16 protein-coding genes are annotated in these 17,807 nt (G+C 61.3%); 7 read left to right on the forward strand and 9 right to left on the reverse strand.

Features of this window, described 5'->3' with window-relative positions; translation table 11 throughout:
- Positions 1-8: 8 nt before the first annotated feature.
- Positions 9-1,520 (reverse strand): succinyl-CoA:acetate CoA-transferase ScpC, encoded by a 1,512-nt coding sequence (locus B9Q17_RS07975; RefSeq protein WP_094624811.1) that lies wholly within the window; start codon positions 1,518-1,520, stop codon positions 9-11.
- Positions 1,521-1,803: 283 nt separating this feature from the next.
- Here B9Q17_RS07975 and rluF point away from each other — a divergent pair, with 283 nt between their 5' ends.
- Together rluF and B9Q17_RS07985 are read left to right on the forward strand one after the other, a co-directional pair.
- Entirely contained in the window at positions 1,804-2,733 is a 930-nt protein-coding gene (rluF, locus tag B9Q17_RS07980; RefSeq protein ID WP_094624812.1) for a 23S rRNA pseudouridine(2604) synthase RluF, read from the forward strand.
- An 88-nt stretch (positions 2,734-2,821) separates the two neighbouring features.
- Positions 2,822-3,448, forward strand: a complete 627-nt coding sequence (locus B9Q17_RS07985; RefSeq protein ID WP_022990652.1) for a MarC family protein — start codon at positions 2,822-2,824, stop codon at positions 3,446-3,448.
- Here B9Q17_RS07985 and B9Q17_RS07990 read toward each other — a convergent pair.
- Positions 3,437-4,234 carry a transporter substrate-binding domain-containing protein gene (locus B9Q17_RS07990; RefSeq protein WP_094624813.1) on the reverse strand — a complete coding sequence of 266 codons (798 nt, stop codon included), beginning with the start codon at positions 4,232-4,234 and terminating at the stop codon, positions 3,437-3,439. The genes B9Q17_RS07985 and B9Q17_RS07990 overlap by 12 nt on opposite strands.
- Positions 4,235-4,266: 32 nt before the next feature.
- On the opposite strand from B9Q17_RS07990, the gene B9Q17_RS07995 reads away from it, so the two are divergent.
- Positions 4,267-4,851, forward strand: coding sequence for a gamma-glutamylcyclotransferase (locus B9Q17_RS07995; RefSeq protein ID WP_094624814.1), 585 nt, complete (start codon positions 4,267-4,269; stop codon positions 4,849-4,851).
- A gap of 140 nt (positions 4,852-4,991) precedes the next feature.
- Positions 4,992-5,420 (forward strand): hypothetical protein, encoded by a 429-nt coding sequence (locus tag B9Q17_RS08000; protein WP_094624815.1) that lies wholly within the window; start codon positions 4,992-4,994, stop codon positions 5,418-5,420.
- Here the strand turns inward: B9Q17_RS08000 and B9Q17_RS08005 are convergent.
- Positions 5,401-6,330 carry a DMT family transporter gene (locus B9Q17_RS08005; protein WP_094624983.1) on the reverse strand — a complete coding sequence of 310 codons (930 nt, stop codon included), beginning with the start codon at positions 6,328-6,330 and terminating at the stop codon, positions 5,401-5,403. The genes B9Q17_RS08000 and B9Q17_RS08005 overlap by 20 nt on opposite strands.
- 244 nt (positions 6,331-6,574) lie before the next feature.
- On the opposite strand from B9Q17_RS08005, the gene B9Q17_RS08010 reads away from it, so the two are divergent.
- Positions 6,575-7,522, forward strand: a complete 948-nt coding sequence (locus tag B9Q17_RS08010) for a LysR substrate-binding domain-containing protein (protein ID WP_094624816.1) — start codon at positions 6,575-6,577, stop codon at positions 7,520-7,522.
- Between the two features lie 341 nt (positions 7,523-7,863).
- Here B9Q17_RS08010 and B9Q17_RS08015 read toward each other — a convergent pair whose 3' ends face one another.
- The 3 genes from B9Q17_RS08015 to B9Q17_RS08025 form a co-directional block, all read right to left on the reverse strand.
- Entirely contained in the window at positions 7,864-10,362 is a 2,499-nt protein-coding gene (locus B9Q17_RS08015) for an acyl-CoA dehydrogenase (protein ID WP_094624817.1), read from the reverse strand.
- Positions 10,363-10,440: 78 nt separating this feature from the next.
- On the reverse strand, positions 10,441-11,331 hold the full coding sequence (locus B9Q17_RS08020) for a prenyltransferase (protein WP_094624818.1): 891 nt from the start codon (positions 11,329-11,331) through the stop codon (positions 10,441-10,443).
- A 44-nt stretch (positions 11,332-11,375) separates the two neighbouring features.
- Positions 11,376-12,263 carry an AEC family transporter gene (locus tag B9Q17_RS08025; RefSeq protein ID WP_094624984.1) on the reverse strand — a complete coding sequence of 296 codons (888 nt, stop codon included), beginning with the start codon at positions 12,261-12,263 and terminating at the stop codon, positions 11,376-11,378.
- A gap of 127 nt (positions 12,264-12,390) precedes the next feature.
- Between B9Q17_RS08025 and B9Q17_RS08030 the strand changes: the two genes are divergently transcribed.
- On the forward strand, positions 12,391-13,569 hold the full coding sequence (locus B9Q17_RS08030; protein ID WP_425268613.1) for a MalY/PatB family protein: 1,179 nt from the start codon (positions 12,391-12,393) through the stop codon (positions 13,567-13,569).
- 3 nt (positions 13,570-13,572) lie between these two features.
- Here B9Q17_RS08030 and B9Q17_RS08035 read toward each other — a convergent pair whose 3' ends face one another.
- Together B9Q17_RS08035 and B9Q17_RS08040 are read right to left on the reverse strand one after the other, a co-directional pair.
- The gene (locus tag B9Q17_RS08035; protein WP_244177344.1) at positions 13,573-14,511 is read right to left on the reverse strand and encodes a DMT family transporter; all 939 of its coding nucleotides are present in this window, start codon (positions 14,509-14,511) and stop codon (positions 13,573-13,575) included.
- 39 nt (positions 14,512-14,550) lie between these two features.
- Positions 14,551-15,795, reverse strand: a complete 1,245-nt coding sequence (locus B9Q17_RS08040) for a succinylglutamate desuccinylase/aspartoacylase family protein (RefSeq protein WP_425268612.1) — start codon at positions 15,793-15,795, stop codon at positions 14,551-14,553.
- A gap of 185 nt (positions 15,796-15,980) precedes the next feature.
- Between B9Q17_RS08040 and B9Q17_RS08045 the strand changes: the two genes are divergently transcribed.
- Positions 15,981-16,139 (forward strand): YqaE/Pmp3 family membrane protein, encoded by a 159-nt coding sequence (locus B9Q17_RS08045; protein WP_022989318.1) that lies wholly within the window; start codon positions 15,981-15,983, stop codon positions 16,137-16,139.
- Between the two features lie 8 nt (positions 16,140-16,147).
- Here B9Q17_RS08045 and B9Q17_RS08050 read toward each other — a convergent pair whose 3' ends face one another.
- Positions 16,148-17,785 (reverse strand): MBL fold metallo-hydrolase, encoded by a 1,638-nt coding sequence (locus tag B9Q17_RS08050; protein WP_094624820.1) that lies wholly within the window; start codon positions 17,783-17,785, stop codon positions 16,148-16,150.
- Positions 17,786-17,807: the final 22 nt, after the last annotated feature.

Genomic DNA, 17,807 nt, shown 5'->3' on the forward strand with positions numbered 1-17,807 from the left:
AAACCGGGTTACATCTGCCCGGTTTCTTCGAAGCGGTGGTGCCAGCTCAGGGCTTCTTCCAGCAGGTGCGGGGTGTGCATACCGCGGCCGCTGTTGCAGGCGCGTTCGAAGTAGTCCCGCAGGCGCGGGCGGAAGTCCGGGTGCGCACACTTTTCGATGATGTTCAGCGCCCGCTGGCGGGGCGGAAGGCCTCGCAGGTCGGCCAGGCCCTGTTCGGTCACGACAATCTGCACATCGTGTTCGGTGTGGTCCACGTGGGACACCATCGGCACAATCGTGGAAATAGAGCCACCCTTGGCGGTCGACGGGGTCATGAACACCGACAGGAAGCCGTTACGGGCAAAGTCGCCGGAACCGCCGATGCCGTTCATGATGCGGGTGCCCATCACGTGGGTAGAGTTCACGTTGCCGTAGATGTCGGCTTCAATCATGCCGTTCATGGCAATGATGCCAAGGCGGCGGATCACTTCCGGATGGTTACTGATTTCCTGGGTACGCAGCACAATGCGGTCCCGGTAGAAATCGATGTTGTCGGCCAGCTCCTGGTTGGCTTCCGGGCTCAGGGAGAAGGCGGTGGCTGAGGCCTTGGCGAGTTTGCCGGATTTCAGCATCTCCAGCATGCCGTCCTGCAGTACTTCGGTGTAGGCGGTCAGGTTGTTGAACGGGCCTTCGTTCAGGCCAGCCATCACAGCGTTGGCAATGTTGCCGACGCCGGATTGCAGCGGCAGCAGGTTGGCCGGCAGGCGCTTCTTTTCGACTTCGCTGGCGAAGAAGTCCAGCAGGTGGCCGGCAATGCGACGGGAGTTTTCGTCCGGGTCGCTGAAACGGGAGTTGCGGTCCGGCGAGTTGGTTTCCACTACCGCAATCACTTTCTCCGGCGGGCACATCAGGTACTTCTCACCAAAGCGCTCGTCCGGTTTGGTGATCGGGATCGGCTTGCGGCGCGGCGGCAGGGCGGTGCCGTAATAGACGTCGTGCATGCCTTCCAGGCCGGCACTCTGGCCGTGGTTCACTTCGAGGATGACCTTGTCGGCCTGGTCAATCCAGGTTTTGTTGTTGCCGATGGATGACGACGGAATCAGCCGACCATCTTCCGTAATGCCTACCACCTCGATGACGGCAATATCCAGCTTGCCGAAGAAACCGGACCAGGCGTGCTGGGCCACGTGCGACAGGTGGATATCCATGTATTCCATCTTGCCTTCGTTGATCTTCTGGCGGCAGGTGGGATCGCTCTGGTAGGGCAGGCGCATTTCAATGCCGTCCACTTCGGCCAGCGCGCCGTCCAGTTCCGGGGCGGTGGAGGCACCGGTCCATACGCTGATGCGGAAGTTCTCGCCACGGGCGCGGTGGTCACGGATGTGCTCGGCCAGGGCCTGGGGCACGGCTTTCGGGTAGCCCGCGCCGGTGAAGCCGCTCATGCCCACGTTCACGCCGGAGGGGATCAGGCTGGCAGCGTCTCGTGCACTCATAATACGCTTGCTAAGTTTTGGGCAACGAATCCTGGATTCGGTCGACATGATCCACCTCTTGTTATGCGGTTAACGGCCCCGGTTCCTGACCTTGTCGGCAATGGGGCGAACAGAAAAGCGCCATATTCTAACAGCGAAACAAGAAAGCATGCTTAATGGTGTTAGTGAAACTACCTAATTCTTTAGTCTAATGCTGGTGTAAGTTCCAGATAACACTGGGATAGTTTGGAGGGCGAGCCGCGGTTTGCCGGTTGCCGTAGCGGCCACCCGGTGGGATGATGCCCGCATTCGACCGTGAGTTATCCCATTTCCAGGCATCCGGCAGGGCTCCATGAACACCAGAACCTCCACCCGACTGAACAAATACATCAGCGAGAGCGGCATGTGCTCGCGCCGGGATGCTGACCGCTATATCGAGCAGGGTAATGTTCACATCAACGGCCGCCGGGCCCAGGTGGGCGACCAGGTGTTGCCGGGCGATGTGGTGAAGGTGAACGGCCAGGTGGTGGAACCCCGGGATGAGGAAGACCTGGTCTTTATCGCCCTGAACAAGCCGGTGGGCATTGTCAGCACCACCGACAGTGCTGAGAAAGACAATATCCAGCGCTTTGTCGGCCACAGCGAACGGATTTTCCCCATCGGCCGGCTGGATAAAGACTCCCAGGGGCTGATTTTCCTCACCAGTAACGGCGACCTGGTGAACAAGATCCTGCGGGCCGGTAATAACCATGAGAAAGAATACCTGGTGACGGTGGATAAGCCGGTCACCCGGGAATTCGTCGAGGGCATGAGTAACGGCGTGCCAATCCTGGGCACCATGACCAAGCGCTGCAAGGTCGAGAAGGTTTCCCGGTTTGTGTTCCGCATCATCCTGGTACAGGGCCTGAACCGCCAGATCCGCCGCATGGCCGAGCATTTTGGCTACGAGGTCACTCGGCTGGAGCGGGTGCGGATCATGAACGTCAGCCTGCAGGGCCTGCCGGTGGGGGCCTGGCGGGATCTCACAGAAAAAGAACTGGCGGTGCTGTTCGATGCCATCCGGGATTCGTCGTCGGAGGCCTCGCAGCCGGCCGGTAACAAGCCCCGCAAAAAGCCTGCTTCAGCGAAGGGCGGTCGCCCGGGTCCTGGTGGTAAGCCGGCCAGGGCCGGAGCAAAGCCCGGCGGAAAAGCCCCCGCAGGCAAAGGCCGCAAAGGCCCCGGCCCGAAGGGCAAACCGTCGAAACCCGGAAAGCCCCGCAAACCATCCATCAAGAAGCGCTGAACACCCATCATAGGTTCTCTTCCTTACGGCAGAACCGGCAAACCGGCGCTATGCTTACCGGCTTTAAACCTGTGCCGGATTTGCCTCAATGCTTGAAACGTTTTTCTCGACCTACCTCAGCAGCACCATTCGCTTCCTGTTCCTGCTGGCGCCGTTTTTCGTGGTCACCATGTTCCTGGCGCTTACCCGGGGGTTACCGGCAGCCGAGAAGGCGTCGATCATCCGCCGGGCCTGTGTGTCGGCGTTTATTCTGGGGGTGATCCTGTTCTTTGCCGGCCCGCTGCTGTTCAACGCCATCGGCATTACCCTGAATTCGTTCCGCATCGGGGCCGGCAGCTTGCTGTTCCTCACCGCCATCAGCCTGGTGAACAGCGGTACCCGCAACCATGCCACCGGCCTGCCGGATGAAGACCGCGATGACATCGCCGTGGTGCCCCTGGCCATTCCGGTGATGATCGGCCCGGCAACCATTGGTGCCATCCTGGTTTACGGTGCTGAACTCAAGGCGGTGCCGGAAGTGGCGGGCGGTTTGCTGGGGCTGGTGTCTGGCTTGCTGATCCTGGCGGTGTTGCTGCGGTTGTCCAGCTACCTGGAAAAAGCCCTGGGCAAGACCGGCCTGAACATCATGTCGAAGATCAGCGGCCTGATTCTCTCGGCCATGGCGGCGGAAATCGTTCTGACCGGTATTGCCGGGTTTATGGCATCAGTCGCCTGAAGGTAAGGCCGGAAACCGGTATTTTTCCTGCAGTTGCTGTGGGATTTCGGGGTTCTGCTCAAGAAAATCGGCCAGTGCGTTGATGATGTCCGGGTGCCGGGCAGATGACAGATGGTAGCTGCTGAGGCTGACCGGCAGCAGGTGGGCCGCGGTTTCAAAGCGCCCTGTCGCGTCCAGGTTGCGGAAATGGTACTCCGCCACCGGCGCCGCCAGGTTGATCACTTCTACCCGACCGGCCAGCGCCATCAGCACCAGGTTTTCCGGCGATGATGCGGTAATCAGTTCAACATTGCCCTGGTCGATCCGGTCCTGGAATTTCCACGGGGTAAAGCCGTGTATGGTGCCGTAATCGGCCATCTGCTCCCGGGTGATGCCGGCGTTTTCCCGCAACACGTACAGGCCATCGGCAAAGTGCAGCAGCGGCGGCGAATAGCTCAGCTCCATGCCCAGTTTTTCGGATTTGTTCCAGTTGGGGTGATCGGGCAGGGCGAAGTCATACAGGCCCCGGGTGTACTCCCAGATCATCCGGCGCACCGGCCGCACCTTGTACTCGAAGCGGATAGCCTCGGCCGCAGCAAAGGCATCCATCAGGTCCCGCAGGTAACCGGAATACTCGTTACTGGCTAAATCAGCCTTGTAGATGGGATAGTAATCAATATCCTGAACCACCACGCTGTAGGTGGGTATTGGCTGGCTGTCCGGCTCGGCTGCGCTAACCGGACACTGGATGAGCCAGCCGGCAAAGCTGGCCAGAAGCGCCAGCCGGATTGAATGAAAAACCTGCAATTGAAACGTCTCCCGGATATGTCAGGACAGGAATGACTGCTAATACTATCGACCACAATCGGGCCCGGTACAACTTTGAGGGTATCGAATCGGTATGGCTGTTTGGCTATGGCTCGCTGATTTACAAGGTGGATTTCCCGTTTCTGGAACAACGCCCGGCCACTATTCGCGGTTGGGCGCGGCGGTTCTGGCAGGGTTCCCACGACCATCGGGGTACACCGGAAGCACCGGGGCGGGTGGTTACCCTGATTGAGCAGCCCGGAGCCCGATGCAAAGGCATGGCCTACCGGGTATCGCCCAATGTGTTCGAGTACCTGGATGTGCGGGAGAAGAACGGCTACCTGCGCTTCAGCACCACCATGACCTTCGACGACGGCAGCCACGCCGAGGGGCTGGTGTACATCGCCACGGAGGATAACGAGGCGTTTCTGGGAGAGGCTCCGGAAGCGGATATCGCCGCCCAGATTGCCGCTGCCGCCGGGCCCAGCGGCCCGAATTCCGAGTATCTGCTGCGGCTGGCGGAGTCTTTGCGGGCATTGGGCGACGACTGTGTGCATACCTTTGCGATAGAAACGCACCTGCTTGGCAACGAACCTGTCGCGGTTAAGGACCGTTAAACGTCAACCGGTGTAAAGCTTGTGCAAATTCGCCCTTCGGGCGCTGACAACACCCTTCTGTTCGGTAATCTGACGGCAAGGCTTCACGGAAAGTTTCCGTATAGCATGGTTTCAGTCGGTCAACAGATGGGAGAGTCATCATGAAACGACTACTGATCAGCAGTACCCTGATTGTCGCCCTGGGCTTTGCCGGCCTGGCACAGGCAGACGGCTACCGTGGCCACGGCCACCCGCCGGGCATCCAGAAACAGCTGGAACGGGGCAAGGCGCTGCCGCCGGGGCATCAGAAGAAGTACCTGCGCTCGGAATGGCGGGACCGCGATCATCGTGGCGACCGGCACTACAGCCGGGACCATGATCGAAAATACTGGGAAAAGCGGCAAAAAGCGCGCTACAAACAGGAAAAGTACCGCGAAAAATACCGGGACCGCCACGATCACTACCGGTATCGTGACGATCACCGGAACGGATACCGCACCAGCTACGGCTACGACGACCGTCTGGCGCCGGAGCATCGGGTAGCGCGGATTATCCGCGATACCCAGGCGATCATTGAGCAGACCCGCTGAACCCGGGTTCCAGCTCTTTCTGCGGTGTTTCCCGGCTGGCGGGGTTAAAGCCCCGGGCCGGTGAACGCCGTCTCCGGTGCCGCAGGCCAATCAGTACCAACGGCACCACGATCATCATGCTGCCGGCGAGGAACCACAGGTCCGGCACCTCACCAAACCAGATCCAGCCAATGGCCACCGCCCAGATCAGCCCGGTGTATTCGGCGCTGGTGACCTGGTTGGCATCCACCTGCCGGTAGGCCAGCAACACGGTGATGTTGTAACCCAGGATGAACAGGGCGGAGCCGGCGGCGCTGACCAGGATCTGCAGGTTCCACGTTGCCCCTTCCCAGAATGCCAGTGCGCCTGCGGCCGGTATGATCAGCAGGTAGTTCAGGAACAGCTTGTGCACGGTGGTTTGTTCTTTCGGCAGCTGCCGCACCATGACGGCGTTGATGGCCAGGGCAAAGGCCGAGCCCAGGGCGGCGATGACGGCCCAGTTGAACTCCACCGGGCGCAGTATCACGATGATGCCGGCAAAGCCACTGAACACGGCGGTGACGCTTAGGGGGGTGAGTTTTTCCCGGAAGAATACGGCCGACAGCACCATCACCAGTATCGGCGCGGCGTAGAACAGGGCGTTAGCGGTAGCCAGCGGCAGGTTGGTGAGGGCGATCACCATGCATACGATGCCGACCAGGTGGATGTGGGCGCGGATGGCGTGGACTTTCAGGCCGCCGAAGAGGTTGCCTGTGTCGAGTTTGCGGGCCAGCGGCAGCAGGAACACCAGGGTGAGTACGCAGCGCAGGAAGGCGAACTGGAAGACGGGGGCGCCGGGGTCCATCAGTTTGATGAAGACGTCCGAGAGTATGGCCATGGCGTTGCCGATGACCAGCAGCAGAATGGCGCTGTTGACGGTTTTGCCTGACACTTTGGTGTTTCCTTCCTTTATCCAGCCTTCATCGTTTGGTGGCAGGATCAGTCCGGGTTGTCCCTCCGAAAACCGCTGCGAGTACATCCATGTACGCTTGTCTCCGCCATCCATGGCTACGAACATTTTCGGAGGGACAACCCGGACTGATCCGCGAAATTCTGTGGTGAGTCTAATGAAGTGCTACTATCCGATAAAATGATCATTATTGAACAGTCATTAGAAAAATAGATAGCTGGCGTCAATGAGACTACCCCCACTGAAAGCCCTCCCCGTATTCGAAGCCGTTGCCCGGCTGAACAGCTTTTCGGCTGCCGCCGAGGAACTGTCGATCACCCAGAGTGCAGTCAGTCACCAGGTCAAACAGCTGGAGACTTATCTGGGCGAACGGCTTTTCTGGCGTTCCGGTCGCGCGGTGACGCTGACCGACGAAGGCCGGCAGTATTTTGATGCGGTCGGGTCGGCGCTGTTGCAGATTGAACGGGCCAGTGAGCAGTTACTGGGGCATGAGGAGTCCCGGTTGCGGTTGTCGGTGTTCAGTTCGTTTGCGGTGCGCTGGCTGGTGCCGCGGTTGCCGGATTTGCAGCGGTTGCACCCGCAGATTGACCTGGCGCTGGAGATGAGCAGCGAGAACCCGGTGTTGTCGGATCGGGTGGCGGATTGTTTTATCACCATCCACACCACGGCGCCGGCCTACAGCTACGAGCATTTGTACACGGAGCGGTTGTTTCCGGTGTGCAGTCAGGATTACTGGCAGCGTATCCGGCGGGAGTTAGGGCGTGACGCGGAGCCGGAGGGGCGGTATGAGGATCCCCTGTCGCCGGAGGATATCGCGCGTTTTCCGTTGTTATCGACCCACAGCATTTTCGACAAACCTGCCGGTGACTGGCAGGCGTGGTTCCGGGATGTGGAGCAGCCGTTGCCGTCTGCTGCCCGTGTTCAGCATTTCAGCCACATGCTGCTGGCGCTGGAAGCTGCGCGGTTCCATCAGGGAATCGCCCTGACCAACGACTATATGCTGAGTACCCGGAAGGATTCCCAAGACTTCGTTCGTTTACCGACCCATTCGGTGGTGACCGGCGATAAGTTCTACTTTGCCTGGAAAACCAGCCGCCGGCGGGAACGTGGGATTCAGACCCTGCGCCGGTGGCTGGTTGATGAGGCGATTCGGGGTGGGCTTCGGGGGGAGTGATCCTCCTAGCCTGCTGCTTCGGTGCTTTGAACAGGGCGGGCGAGCCTTTCCAGAAAGCGCTCTAGCCTTCCATGGGCGCTTATGTTCCGCCATCCATGGCTCCACAAATTTCTGGAAAGGCTCGCCCGCCCTGTTCAGCTATGCCTTGTGCAGTTCGCTTTGTTAAAGTCGGATTTTCGGGGCGGCCTGCACATGGTCTGGGGAAAGCCTTGGCGGGAGGGGGCTCCAAAAATGTGCGGAGCCATGGATGGCGGAGCAGAAGCGCCACATGGATGTGCCGTAAGGAGCGGTTTTTGGAGCCCCCTCCCGCCAAGGATTGACCTCCACCCATACAAGTAACCCTACTCCGAAGACCGCTCGACAACTTTACGCTTACCGGTCGCCGCTTTGGCCAGTGCTTTCAGGCCATCAGCATCAAACGCATCTACGCGGATCACGTCGTACAGGGCTGTCAGGGCTTCTTCCAGTTTCGGGCACTCGTCGGCTGTTACGATACCCTGGGCACAGGCCCAGTCCACCAGCTCCTTGCGCTGATGCCCCATCAACAGGGCGATGCCGTCCAGCTCGTCTTCGTCGCGGCTGCGGATGGCTTCGTGCAACCGCTGGCGCATGCCGGCGGTTTCGTTGGCCAGTTTGTAGGCGTTGAGTACCCGCCCCAGCGGATCGTTCGGGTCCAGGTTTACGAAGGTGCCGCGGCTGATGCGCTGGCGTACCGGGGTGTCTTTCACAATGGTGGCGGCCACTCTGGCACCCAGTTTGTCATTCGGGCCGTTCAGGCCGGTGGCGCCGAGCGGGAACACCAGCAACCGTAGCGGCCAGCGCAGGGCCGGGACCGGGAAGTTGATGATGGCTTCGCGCATGGAGTTCTGCAGGTCGTGCAGGCAGGTTTGCAGGCACCATTCCACCAGGTCTCGCTGGTCGTCCGGGTAGCCTTCTTCGTGCCATTGCTTGATCACCGCCGTGGCGTAGTACAGTTGCACCAGGCAGTCGGCCATGCGGCCAGACAAGCGCTGGCGGGCTTTCAGGCCACCGCCGACGGTCAGCAGGGTGACGTCGGTCATCAGGGCGAAGGCCGCAGAGAAACGGCCCAGCTGGCGGTAGTACTTCTCGATGTCGCCGTGGCGTGGCGCGGTTTCCAGCCAGCCCTTGCTCAGGCCCAGCACGAGTGCACGCAGGGCATTGCGGGTGGTGTGGGCCAGGTGGCGGTAGAAGATGCCGTCGAATTTCTTGGCAGCCTTGTCTTCGTCTTCCATGCCGGCCGCTTCGATTTCTTCGACGATAAACGGATGGCAGCGGATGGCGCCCTGGCCGAAGATCATCAGGCTGCGGGTCAGGATATTTGCGCCTTCTACGGTAATTCCGATGGGCACGGCCTGGTAGGCCCGGGCCAGGAAGTTGCGGGGGCCGGTGATCACGCCGCGGCCGGCTACTACGTCCATGGCGTGGTTGATCACTTCGCGCATCAGGTCGGTGTTGCGGTATTTCAGCACGGCCGAGGGCACGGACGGCCGTACGCCCCGGTCCAGCATACCGGCGGTGAGCAGGCGGGCAGCGTCCATCATGTAGGTGTAGCCGGCAATGGGTTCCAGGGCTTCCTGCACGCCTTCAAACTGGCTGATGGAGCGGCCGAACTGCTCCCGGGTGTAGGCGTACGATCCCGTAGCCAGGCTGGCCAGTTTGCCGGCACCGGTGCCAAGCGCCGGCAGGGAGATGGAACGGCCGATGGACAGGCATTCCAGCAGCATTTTCCAGCCCTTGCCGAGCATGTCCTGGCCGCCGATGACCTGTTCCATGGGAATAAAGACTTCATTGCCCCAGGTGGGGCCGTTCATGAATACCGTGTTCATGGGCAGGTGGCGGGCGCCGGCGTGCACGCCGTCGGTATCCCGGGGTACCAGCACACAGGTAACGCCAATGTCATCTTCGCCGCCCAGCAGTTTTTCCGGGTCATACACCTTGATGGCCAGGCCGATCAGGGTCGCCACCGGGGCCAGGGTGATGTAGCGCTTGTTCCAGGTGACCTTCAGGCCCAGTACTTCCTTGCCGTTCCATTCGCCCTTGCAGACGATGCCTTTATCCGGAATCGCGCCGGCATCGGAGCCGGCCACCGGGGATGTGAGGGCAAAGCAGGGAATCTCTTCGCCACCGGCCAGGCGCGGCAGGTAATGCTGCTTCTGGTCGTCGGTGCCGTAGTGCATCAGCAGCTCGCCCGGGCCCAGGGAGTTGGGCACCATCACGGTGACTGCAGCCGATACGCTGCGGGTGGAGATTTTCATCACGATTTCGGAATGGGCGGTGTTGGAGAAGCCCAGGCCGCCGTCTTCCTTGGGAATGACCAGGCCGAAGAAGCCGTTTTCACGGATGAATTTCCAGGCTTTTTCGGGCAGGTCGTAGTGTTCGTGGGTGATCTGCCAGTCGTCCAGCATCTGGCACAGCTCTTCCACCGGGCCGTCGAGAAATGCCTGCTCTTCACTGGTCAGGTGCGCGGGGGCGGCGTCCAGCAGCTTGTTCCATTCCGGCTTGCCGGAGAACAGTTCGCCGTCCCAGTCTACAGAGCCAGAGGCCAGGGCTTCCTGTTCGGTCGGCGACAGCTTGGGCAAGCGGCTGCGGACCCAGCCCAGCAATGGCCGGCTGAGCTTGTCCAGGCGGAGGTCTCCGGGCAGGGTGATCAGCAGGGCCAGTGCCAGCAGGATACCGCCAACCAGAAAGCTGAGGATGTGCCAGTCGTCGTTGGCCACCCCGATCAGGGTGGCGACGGACATCACGATCGCGGTGGTTTTGCCACCAATGCTGAAATAGATCAGCACCAGGGCACTGAGAACCAGAAGCAGGACGCTCATCAACAGATCTCCATATCAAAATGTTTGCCTCTAACCATCGGCTATAGATCAGTCAGTTGCAAGTGAAACCACCGGCTTTCAGAGGCTGATGCCCAGCACCAGCAAGGCCAGAGTGGACAGCAGTACGGCGACGTTGGCACCGAGTACCTGATTCAGCGCGGCGGGGTTATCCAGGCACGCTGGCAGTTGCCGGCTCAGCCACAGTGCAACGGGCAGTGGCAGCAGCGCCAGCAGGCTCCAGGCTGGTATCAGGTTGAGCCAGGCGGCAGTGGCAATAAGCCCGAAGCTGCCCAACAACAGTGCTGCGACCAGCTTGCTGGCGGCGCGGGGGCCCAGGGTGATCACCAGGTGCCGGCGGCCGGCTTTGCGGTCGGCCTCGGCATCGGGGATCTGGTTGATCAGCAGCAGCTCGCTCACCAGCAGCAGGGCGACGCCGGCGCACACCAGTGCGGTGGCATCCAGACGGGCGCCCAGGGCAATCAGTGCACCCAGCACCATCACCGGGCCAAAGCCGATACCGGGGGCCAGCAGGCACAGCCAGGGGGAGCGGGTAATCCAGCGAGTGTAGGTGAGTACCAGCATTACGCCGGCGGCGCCCAGCACAAACATCGGCAGGCCGCGCAGCCACAGAAAATACAGGCCAATGGCAATCACCAGGGCCAGGGTGCCAAGGGCGGCCAGGAGCACCCTTTTGGCCGCCGAGGGGGTTTCCGGCAGGGCTCCGCTGCCGCCGGAAAACGGCGTTCGCCGGGTGGTCAGGTCGAGGCCCGAGACAAAGTCTTCATACTCGTTCAGCAGGTTAACGGCGGCATGGGCCAGAACCGCGCCGATGAACACCAGCAGGGTATCCAGCAAGGCGGGTGGTTCACCCTGTTGCCAGGCCACGGCCAGCCCGAGCCCGACACACAGCGGTGCCAGTACCAGGAAATTGGGGCGGGAGGCGCGAACAACTGCTACTGCTTCAGACATGGAATACCGTACCTGGTAAATCGAAATCGTGCGTTGAAACCCGGTTAGACGTAGCCGGCGGAAAATACCAGCCCGAGCACCACCGGCATTACCACCAGGCTGCCGAGGTTGCTCAATAATACCAGCGATGCCACCTTGTGGGGTTCCTGCCGGTACTGCTCTGCCACCATGTAGTTCAGTACCGCCGGCGGCAGTGCCGCGAACACCCACAGGCTGGCGACCTGAAGGCCCGGCAGGTCGAGCATGGCAATCATCGGCCAGGCCAGCAGCAGCCCGCTGGCGGGGCAGGCGATGGCGCCGATCAGCCCCAGTTTCCAGTCGCTGAAGTCCACATCCAGCATGCGCACCCCCAGGGCAAACAGCATCAGCGGAATGCACACGCCGCCCAGCATGTTCAGGGTTTCCAGCAGCCAGCCGGGCAGGGCTACGCCACTGAAATTCACCGCCAGGCCGGCAATACTGGCAAATACGATGGGCAGGCGCAGACGTTTCACGATCGAGGTATGGGGGTCGAGCATGTACAGGCCCACCGAGAAGTGCAGCAGCATTTCCACGATAAACAGCACAATGGCGGCCGGCAGCGCTGCTTCGCCAAAGGCCAGCACCAGCAGGGGGATGCCCATGTTGCCGGAGTTGTTGAACATCATGGGGGGCAGGAAGGTTTTCAGGTTCAGGTCCAGGGCCCTGGCCAGCGGGTAGAGCACAACCCCGGAGCCAAGCACAATCACCGTGGCGGCCAGTGCCAGCCCGCCGTATTCCTGCAAGGGAGCCTGCTGGTCGGCGAGCACCGCAAACACCAGCATGGGCACAAACAGCTCGATATTCAGCACGTTCAGGCCCTGGATATCGGGCGTGCGGTAGCGGCCATACAGGGCTCCGCAGCCGGCGATCAGGAACACCGGTAGCATGGTGGACAGGATTTGCGCGATCATAGCGGGTTCCGATAGCGAGTGCCGAAGCGGCCTGTTAGCAAAGCCGACAGGTTCGCAAGTCCCCGGCCATTGGGCAAGTGGCCGTTGGTATCGGGCAGCGAAAAACCATCAATGGAGAACGCCTGTGATTGCGGATTTTGACCAGCCGATCCCGAGGGAAAACACCCATTCCGTGAAGTTCGATGTGCGCCGGGCCGTGTTCGGCCGGGAGGATGTGATCCCGGTGTGGGTAGCGGACATGGATTTCGCCGCCCCGGAGGCGGTCACCCAGGCCCTGAAAGCCCGGGCCGAGCATCCCGTGTACGGCTACACACTGTTTCCGGACAGCCTCTACCAGGCCATGATCGACTGGTTTGCCAATCGCCACGGCTGGCACATCGAGCGGGACTGGATTCTGATGGCGCCGGGGGTGGTGCCGTCACTGCATGCCGCCTGCATGGCCTACGCCGGGCCCGGTGAGGGTGTGATTATCCAGCCACCGGTTTACCCGCCGTTCTTCAGCTCGGTGCGGGACAGCGGCCGGGAAGTGATCGAGAACCCGCTGTGGCTGGATGAAACCAGCGGCCAGTACCGGATGGACCTGGAACACCTGGAGCAGTGTGCCGCCCGGGCCGATGCCCGGGTTCTGATGCTCTGCTCCCCTCACAACCCGGTGGGCCGGGTCTGGTCGGAGGAAGAGCTGGAAGCGGTGCTGGATATTGCCCGCCGGCACCAGCTGGTGATTCTCTCGGATGAAATCCACTGTGACCTGACTTTTCCCGACAAGCCGGCTCATACCGTGCTGGCCAAACTGGCCGGGCCGGAGGACGCGGTGGTCACCGCCGTAGCCCCCAGTAAAACCTTCAATATGCCGGGCCTCGGGCTGTCTGCCCTGGTGATTGCCGACCCCGGGCAGCGCCAGGCCATGAAGGCGGTGTTTGATTCCATGCACCTGCCCCAGTGCAACCCGTTCAGCGTGACCGGTTTTGAAGCCGGATACCGCCACGGGGCGCAGTGGCTGGATCAGTTGATGGCCTATTTGCAGGCCAACCGGGATTACGTGCATGGCCAGGTGGCGGAGCGGCTACCGGGAATCAAGGTATCCCGGCCCGAAGGCACCTACCTGATGTGGCTGGATTGCCGGGCGCTGGGGCTGGATGATACCGGGCTGAAAAAATTCTTCGTGCAGCAAGCCGGGGTGGGCATGAACCCGGGTATTTCCTTTGGTGAGCCGGGCAGTGGCTTCATGCGCCTGAATATCGGTTGCCCCAGAGCCGTTCTGGCGCAGGTGCTGGAGCGTATTGAATCCGCCCTGAACCAGCGCTGACGCCTACTCCTGGTAAACCGGCGACCGCCGCACCACCCGGGTGGCCAGCAGCAGGCCGGCCAGGATCAGCAGGGCGCCGAACAGGTGGAAAAGCCCCAGTGTCTCACCCAGGAACAGGATGGCGAGGATGGAAGCAAACACCGGCGTCAGGTACATGAAAATGGCTGCGTTGGCGGGGCCGATTTCGTGCACGGCGTGGTTCCAGAACGCGTAGGCCAGAATGCCCGGGAAGATGGCAAAGAACGCCAGTGGCAGGGCGGTGCTTCCGGACAGTTCGAAACCGCCGCTGAACCACAGCAGGTCACCCAGATAGAACGGCAGGATGACCAGGGTGCCCAGCAGAATCTGGGCGGTCAGAAAGGTCAGCGCCGGCAGGGGCACGACGTGTTTGCGCAGCAGCACCGAGAACACGCCCCAGCTGAACACCGCCGCCACCATGATCAGGTCCCCGGGCTGGGCTTGCAGCTGGGCAATAATCCGAAGATCCCCCCGCCCGATCACGATCAGTATGCCGACAATGGCCAGCCCGATACCCAGGGCCTGGACCGGCCGCGTGCGTTCCCCCAGCAACAGCCAGGCCAGCAGGGCGACAAAGATCGGGATGGTGGAATTGATCAGGGCGATGTTGGTGGCGGTGGTGGTCATCGCCGCGTAATACAGCAGGGAGTTGAAGGCCGCTACGCTGAAGGTGGCCAGCACCAGAAGTGTCACCAGGTGCTGGCGGATCACCTGCCGGTGCCGCCAAAGCCCGGGTAGCCCGAATGGCAGGATCAGTGCCAGGGCGATCACCCAGCGCCAGAACGACATGGACAACGGCGGAATGTGTTCCACGGTAGCCCGGGCGACCACGGCATTGCCGGCCCAGAACAGCGGCGTCAGCACCAGGCCGATATAGGCCAGGCCCGGAATTTTCGACAGCATGCCGGCGTTATCTGCAGCCACGGAGAGTCCTTGGGATCAGTGCATCAAACGCCTAGCATACTACTCTCCCGGGACTTCTGCCTCCGTACCAATGTGGTAGGCGGCAAAGCCGGCCATCACCACCTGGTCTACCGCCATACCGATTACCCGGCCGTTGGAATTCGAGCGGATGGGGTATTGTTCGTTGGTGATCGGGTCAGCCACGTAGCCGAGGATTTCACCCTCGGAAATCCGGTCACCCAGATCCACATCGCTGAACAGAATGCCGCCATGCTGGGCGCGAATCCAGGTGGAGTCGTAGTAAACCGGCTGCGGATCGCCCCAGACAAACATCCGGGAAATCATGCCGTGCTTTTCCATCAGGCTGTTGAGGCTGTTTACGCCGGCTTCAATCTGGTGTTCCTGGATGCGGAGCGATTCCCCCGCTTCCAGGGTTACCGCGCGAATGCCCGCGTTGACCGCAGCCGTGCGCAGCATGCCCGGTGAACCGCTGCTGTGCACCACCGCCATGCGATCAAAGCCCCGGGTGAACTCGGCCACTTCCGGGTTGTTCATATCGGCCCGCAGCTGGGGCAGGTTGGTACGCTTGAGGGAACCGGTGTGGATATCCACCAGCATGTCGCAGTGGCCGATTACATCGGTGAACAGGGAATGGGCAATCCGGTCTGCCAGGGTGCCGTCGGGGCGGCCGGGGAAGTACCGGTTGAGGTCTCGCCGGTCTGGCAGGTAACGGCTGCCCTGCTGGAAACCGCTCAGGTTGACGATGGGAACTCCCACCACGCGGCCGCTCAGCTTGGCCGGGTCCAGGTCGTACATGGCCCGGCGCACGATTTCGATACCGTTCAGTTCGTCACCGTGAATCGCGCCGGTCAGGCACAGGGTGGGGCCGGTGTGAGCACCGTTCACCACCAGAACCGGCGTAGTCTGGGACAGCCCGGCAATCTGGATATTAGGGGACCATGCCAGGCGGGTAGAGGTTCCGGGCAAGACTTCCTTGCCCAGCAGGGTGAAGGTTTCCGAGGGTACCGGTTCGGGCCCTGCCAGTTCCGATTCCGATTCTGGCTCCGGTTCCGGCATGGGCGCCACTTTCTTCAAGTCGACGTTGGGGGCAATCTTGCGCGGCTCGGACTGAACCACATCTTCGACATTTTCATCTTCCGCGAGCTGCGCGATCAGTGGGGCCGGCAGCGCCGTACCGGTCTGAGAGCTGCGGGCATCAGCAACAGCGCCCATTGGCACCAGCGCCAGCAAAAAGCAGGTGAGCAGGGTGTGGTTTGCGGAGTAGTCGCGTTTGGGAAACAGCATAAGTCCTCAAGTACCTTGACCAATCGGCCCAAGCATAGGGCCCGCGGGGTGTCATGAATACCGCTGTGACGAAGCTTTAATGCCACTTTCATGATTCATGGCCGGATATTGGCCGGCCTGTTGTGTATAACAGTGCTATCTTGCAATGATATGAACCGTTATACGCTCACCAAGGAGATAACTGTATGGACCTTTTGCGAATTCTGATTGCGATTCTGTTACCGCCGTTAGGTGTTTTTTTACAGGTAGGTATCGGCAAGCACTTCTGGATTAACATTGTGCTCACCCTGCTCGGTTATATCCCGGGTATTGTTCACGCCGTCTGGGTGATCGCCAAGAAGTAGCCCGTCGGTCAGGCCGGGTGCACAGTGTGCCAGAGCTCATCCTTCTGGAACGCCCTGTGCTCGGCCTCCAGTTTCAGCAGGTGCGCCAGGGCCGAACGGGCCGCCAGGCCATGAATGGCCGCGGGTACATCGTCATAGGCCTTGGCGGTGAGATCTTTAAGGGAAACCGGTGCCAGGGCTTCCAGCGCCCGGAAAATCTTGTGTTCCCGTGACAACCGGTGGGTGATCAGATAATCAATCACCGCCTCCGGCTTGCCCATCAGAAAGCCGTGGGCGGGGGCAATAAACCGTACCGGCTCTTCCAGCAGTTCGTACAAAGACTCCACATACGCCTTCATATCGCCGTCCGGCGGATTGATCACCACCGTTGAGCCTTGCATGATGTGGTCGCCGGCGAACAGCAACTCCTGCTCCAGCAACAGAAAACACAGATGGTTCGAAGCGTGGCCGGGCGTGTGCAACACCTTCAGAACCCCGGCCTCGGTAACAATCAGGTCCTCATGCCCCGGTTCATCGTCCGGGGTGAACGCCTTGTCGTGGCTGGGCGCATCCGGCGCCGGCCAGCCGAACACCCGGCAGCCGGTGCGTTCCTTCAAAACCCGGGCCGCCGGCGAATGGTCCATATGGGTATGGGTGGTCAGCACCTGATCCACCACCCCGCCAGTCAGCTCCAGAATCCGCTCGATGTGAGCCTCGTTCGCCGGCCCCGGATCAATCACCGTAAACCGCTCATGGCCCAGAATGTAGGTGTTGGTACCCGGCCCGGTCATCATGCCCGGATTCGGCGCCGTCAGCCGCACCACACCAGCTGCTACCTCCACCGGCTCACCTGGCACAATCTCAGCCCGGGTGGACCCTTCGCCTTCCGGATCCAGCTTCACCGCTTCGTCGTAGGCTGGGGCATTGGGCTCCAGCAGCACCGGCTGGCCCTTGCGAAGCGCCGGCCACGGGTCGGTCGGAAATGCCTCCGGCGGATTGGCGTGGGCATAGCGCATCAGCTCGGCGGTGGTGCTGAAATCACACAACACCCGCAACGTGCGAATCGTCGGCAACCCCAACAACCGCTGCCCGCCCCGATGCTCCTCCAGCGCCTGGGCCGGCGAAATCCACACATGGTCAATGGTCTCGGTGCCATCATGACTGGCAACCTGACCCTCCGGCGCCACCGCCACAAAAAACCGCGTATCAAACCGCCGCGGCGGCCCAGGCGGGGTCACCCAGTGGCTCAGATACGCCAGCCGGTCCAGCGGCAACGTCAGCTGATGCTTCTCACACAACTGCGCCAGCGAAACCTCCTCCCGGAACAACGCAAACCGCTCACCATGCACCGCATGACCGGAATCCACCAGCTTCCCGGAACCCTCCTGAGCCAGCAGAATCCCCGCCTCCTCAAAACACTCCCGAACCGCCGCCAACATATAATCCGCGCCGCCCTCATCCAGGCTCATGGTCTGACTGATGTCAGCATCTTCAACCCCGATCGAATGCGCCCGCGCCTCCGGCTCCTGTTGGTTAACCGCCCCGCCGGGGAACACAAAATACCCCGGCAGAAACACTGCCTCCCAGGTGCGTTGCAGGAGCAGGACTTCAATGCCGTTGTCAGTATCTCGGGTCAGAGCCAGGGTGGCCGCAGGGCGAACGTTCATAACGTACTCTTGTTTTTGAATA

It is taken from the genome of Marinobacter vinifirmus (assembly GCF_002258215.1).
GTDB lineage: Bacteria > Pseudomonadota > Gammaproteobacteria > Pseudomonadales > Oleiphilaceae > Marinobacter > Marinobacter vinifirmus.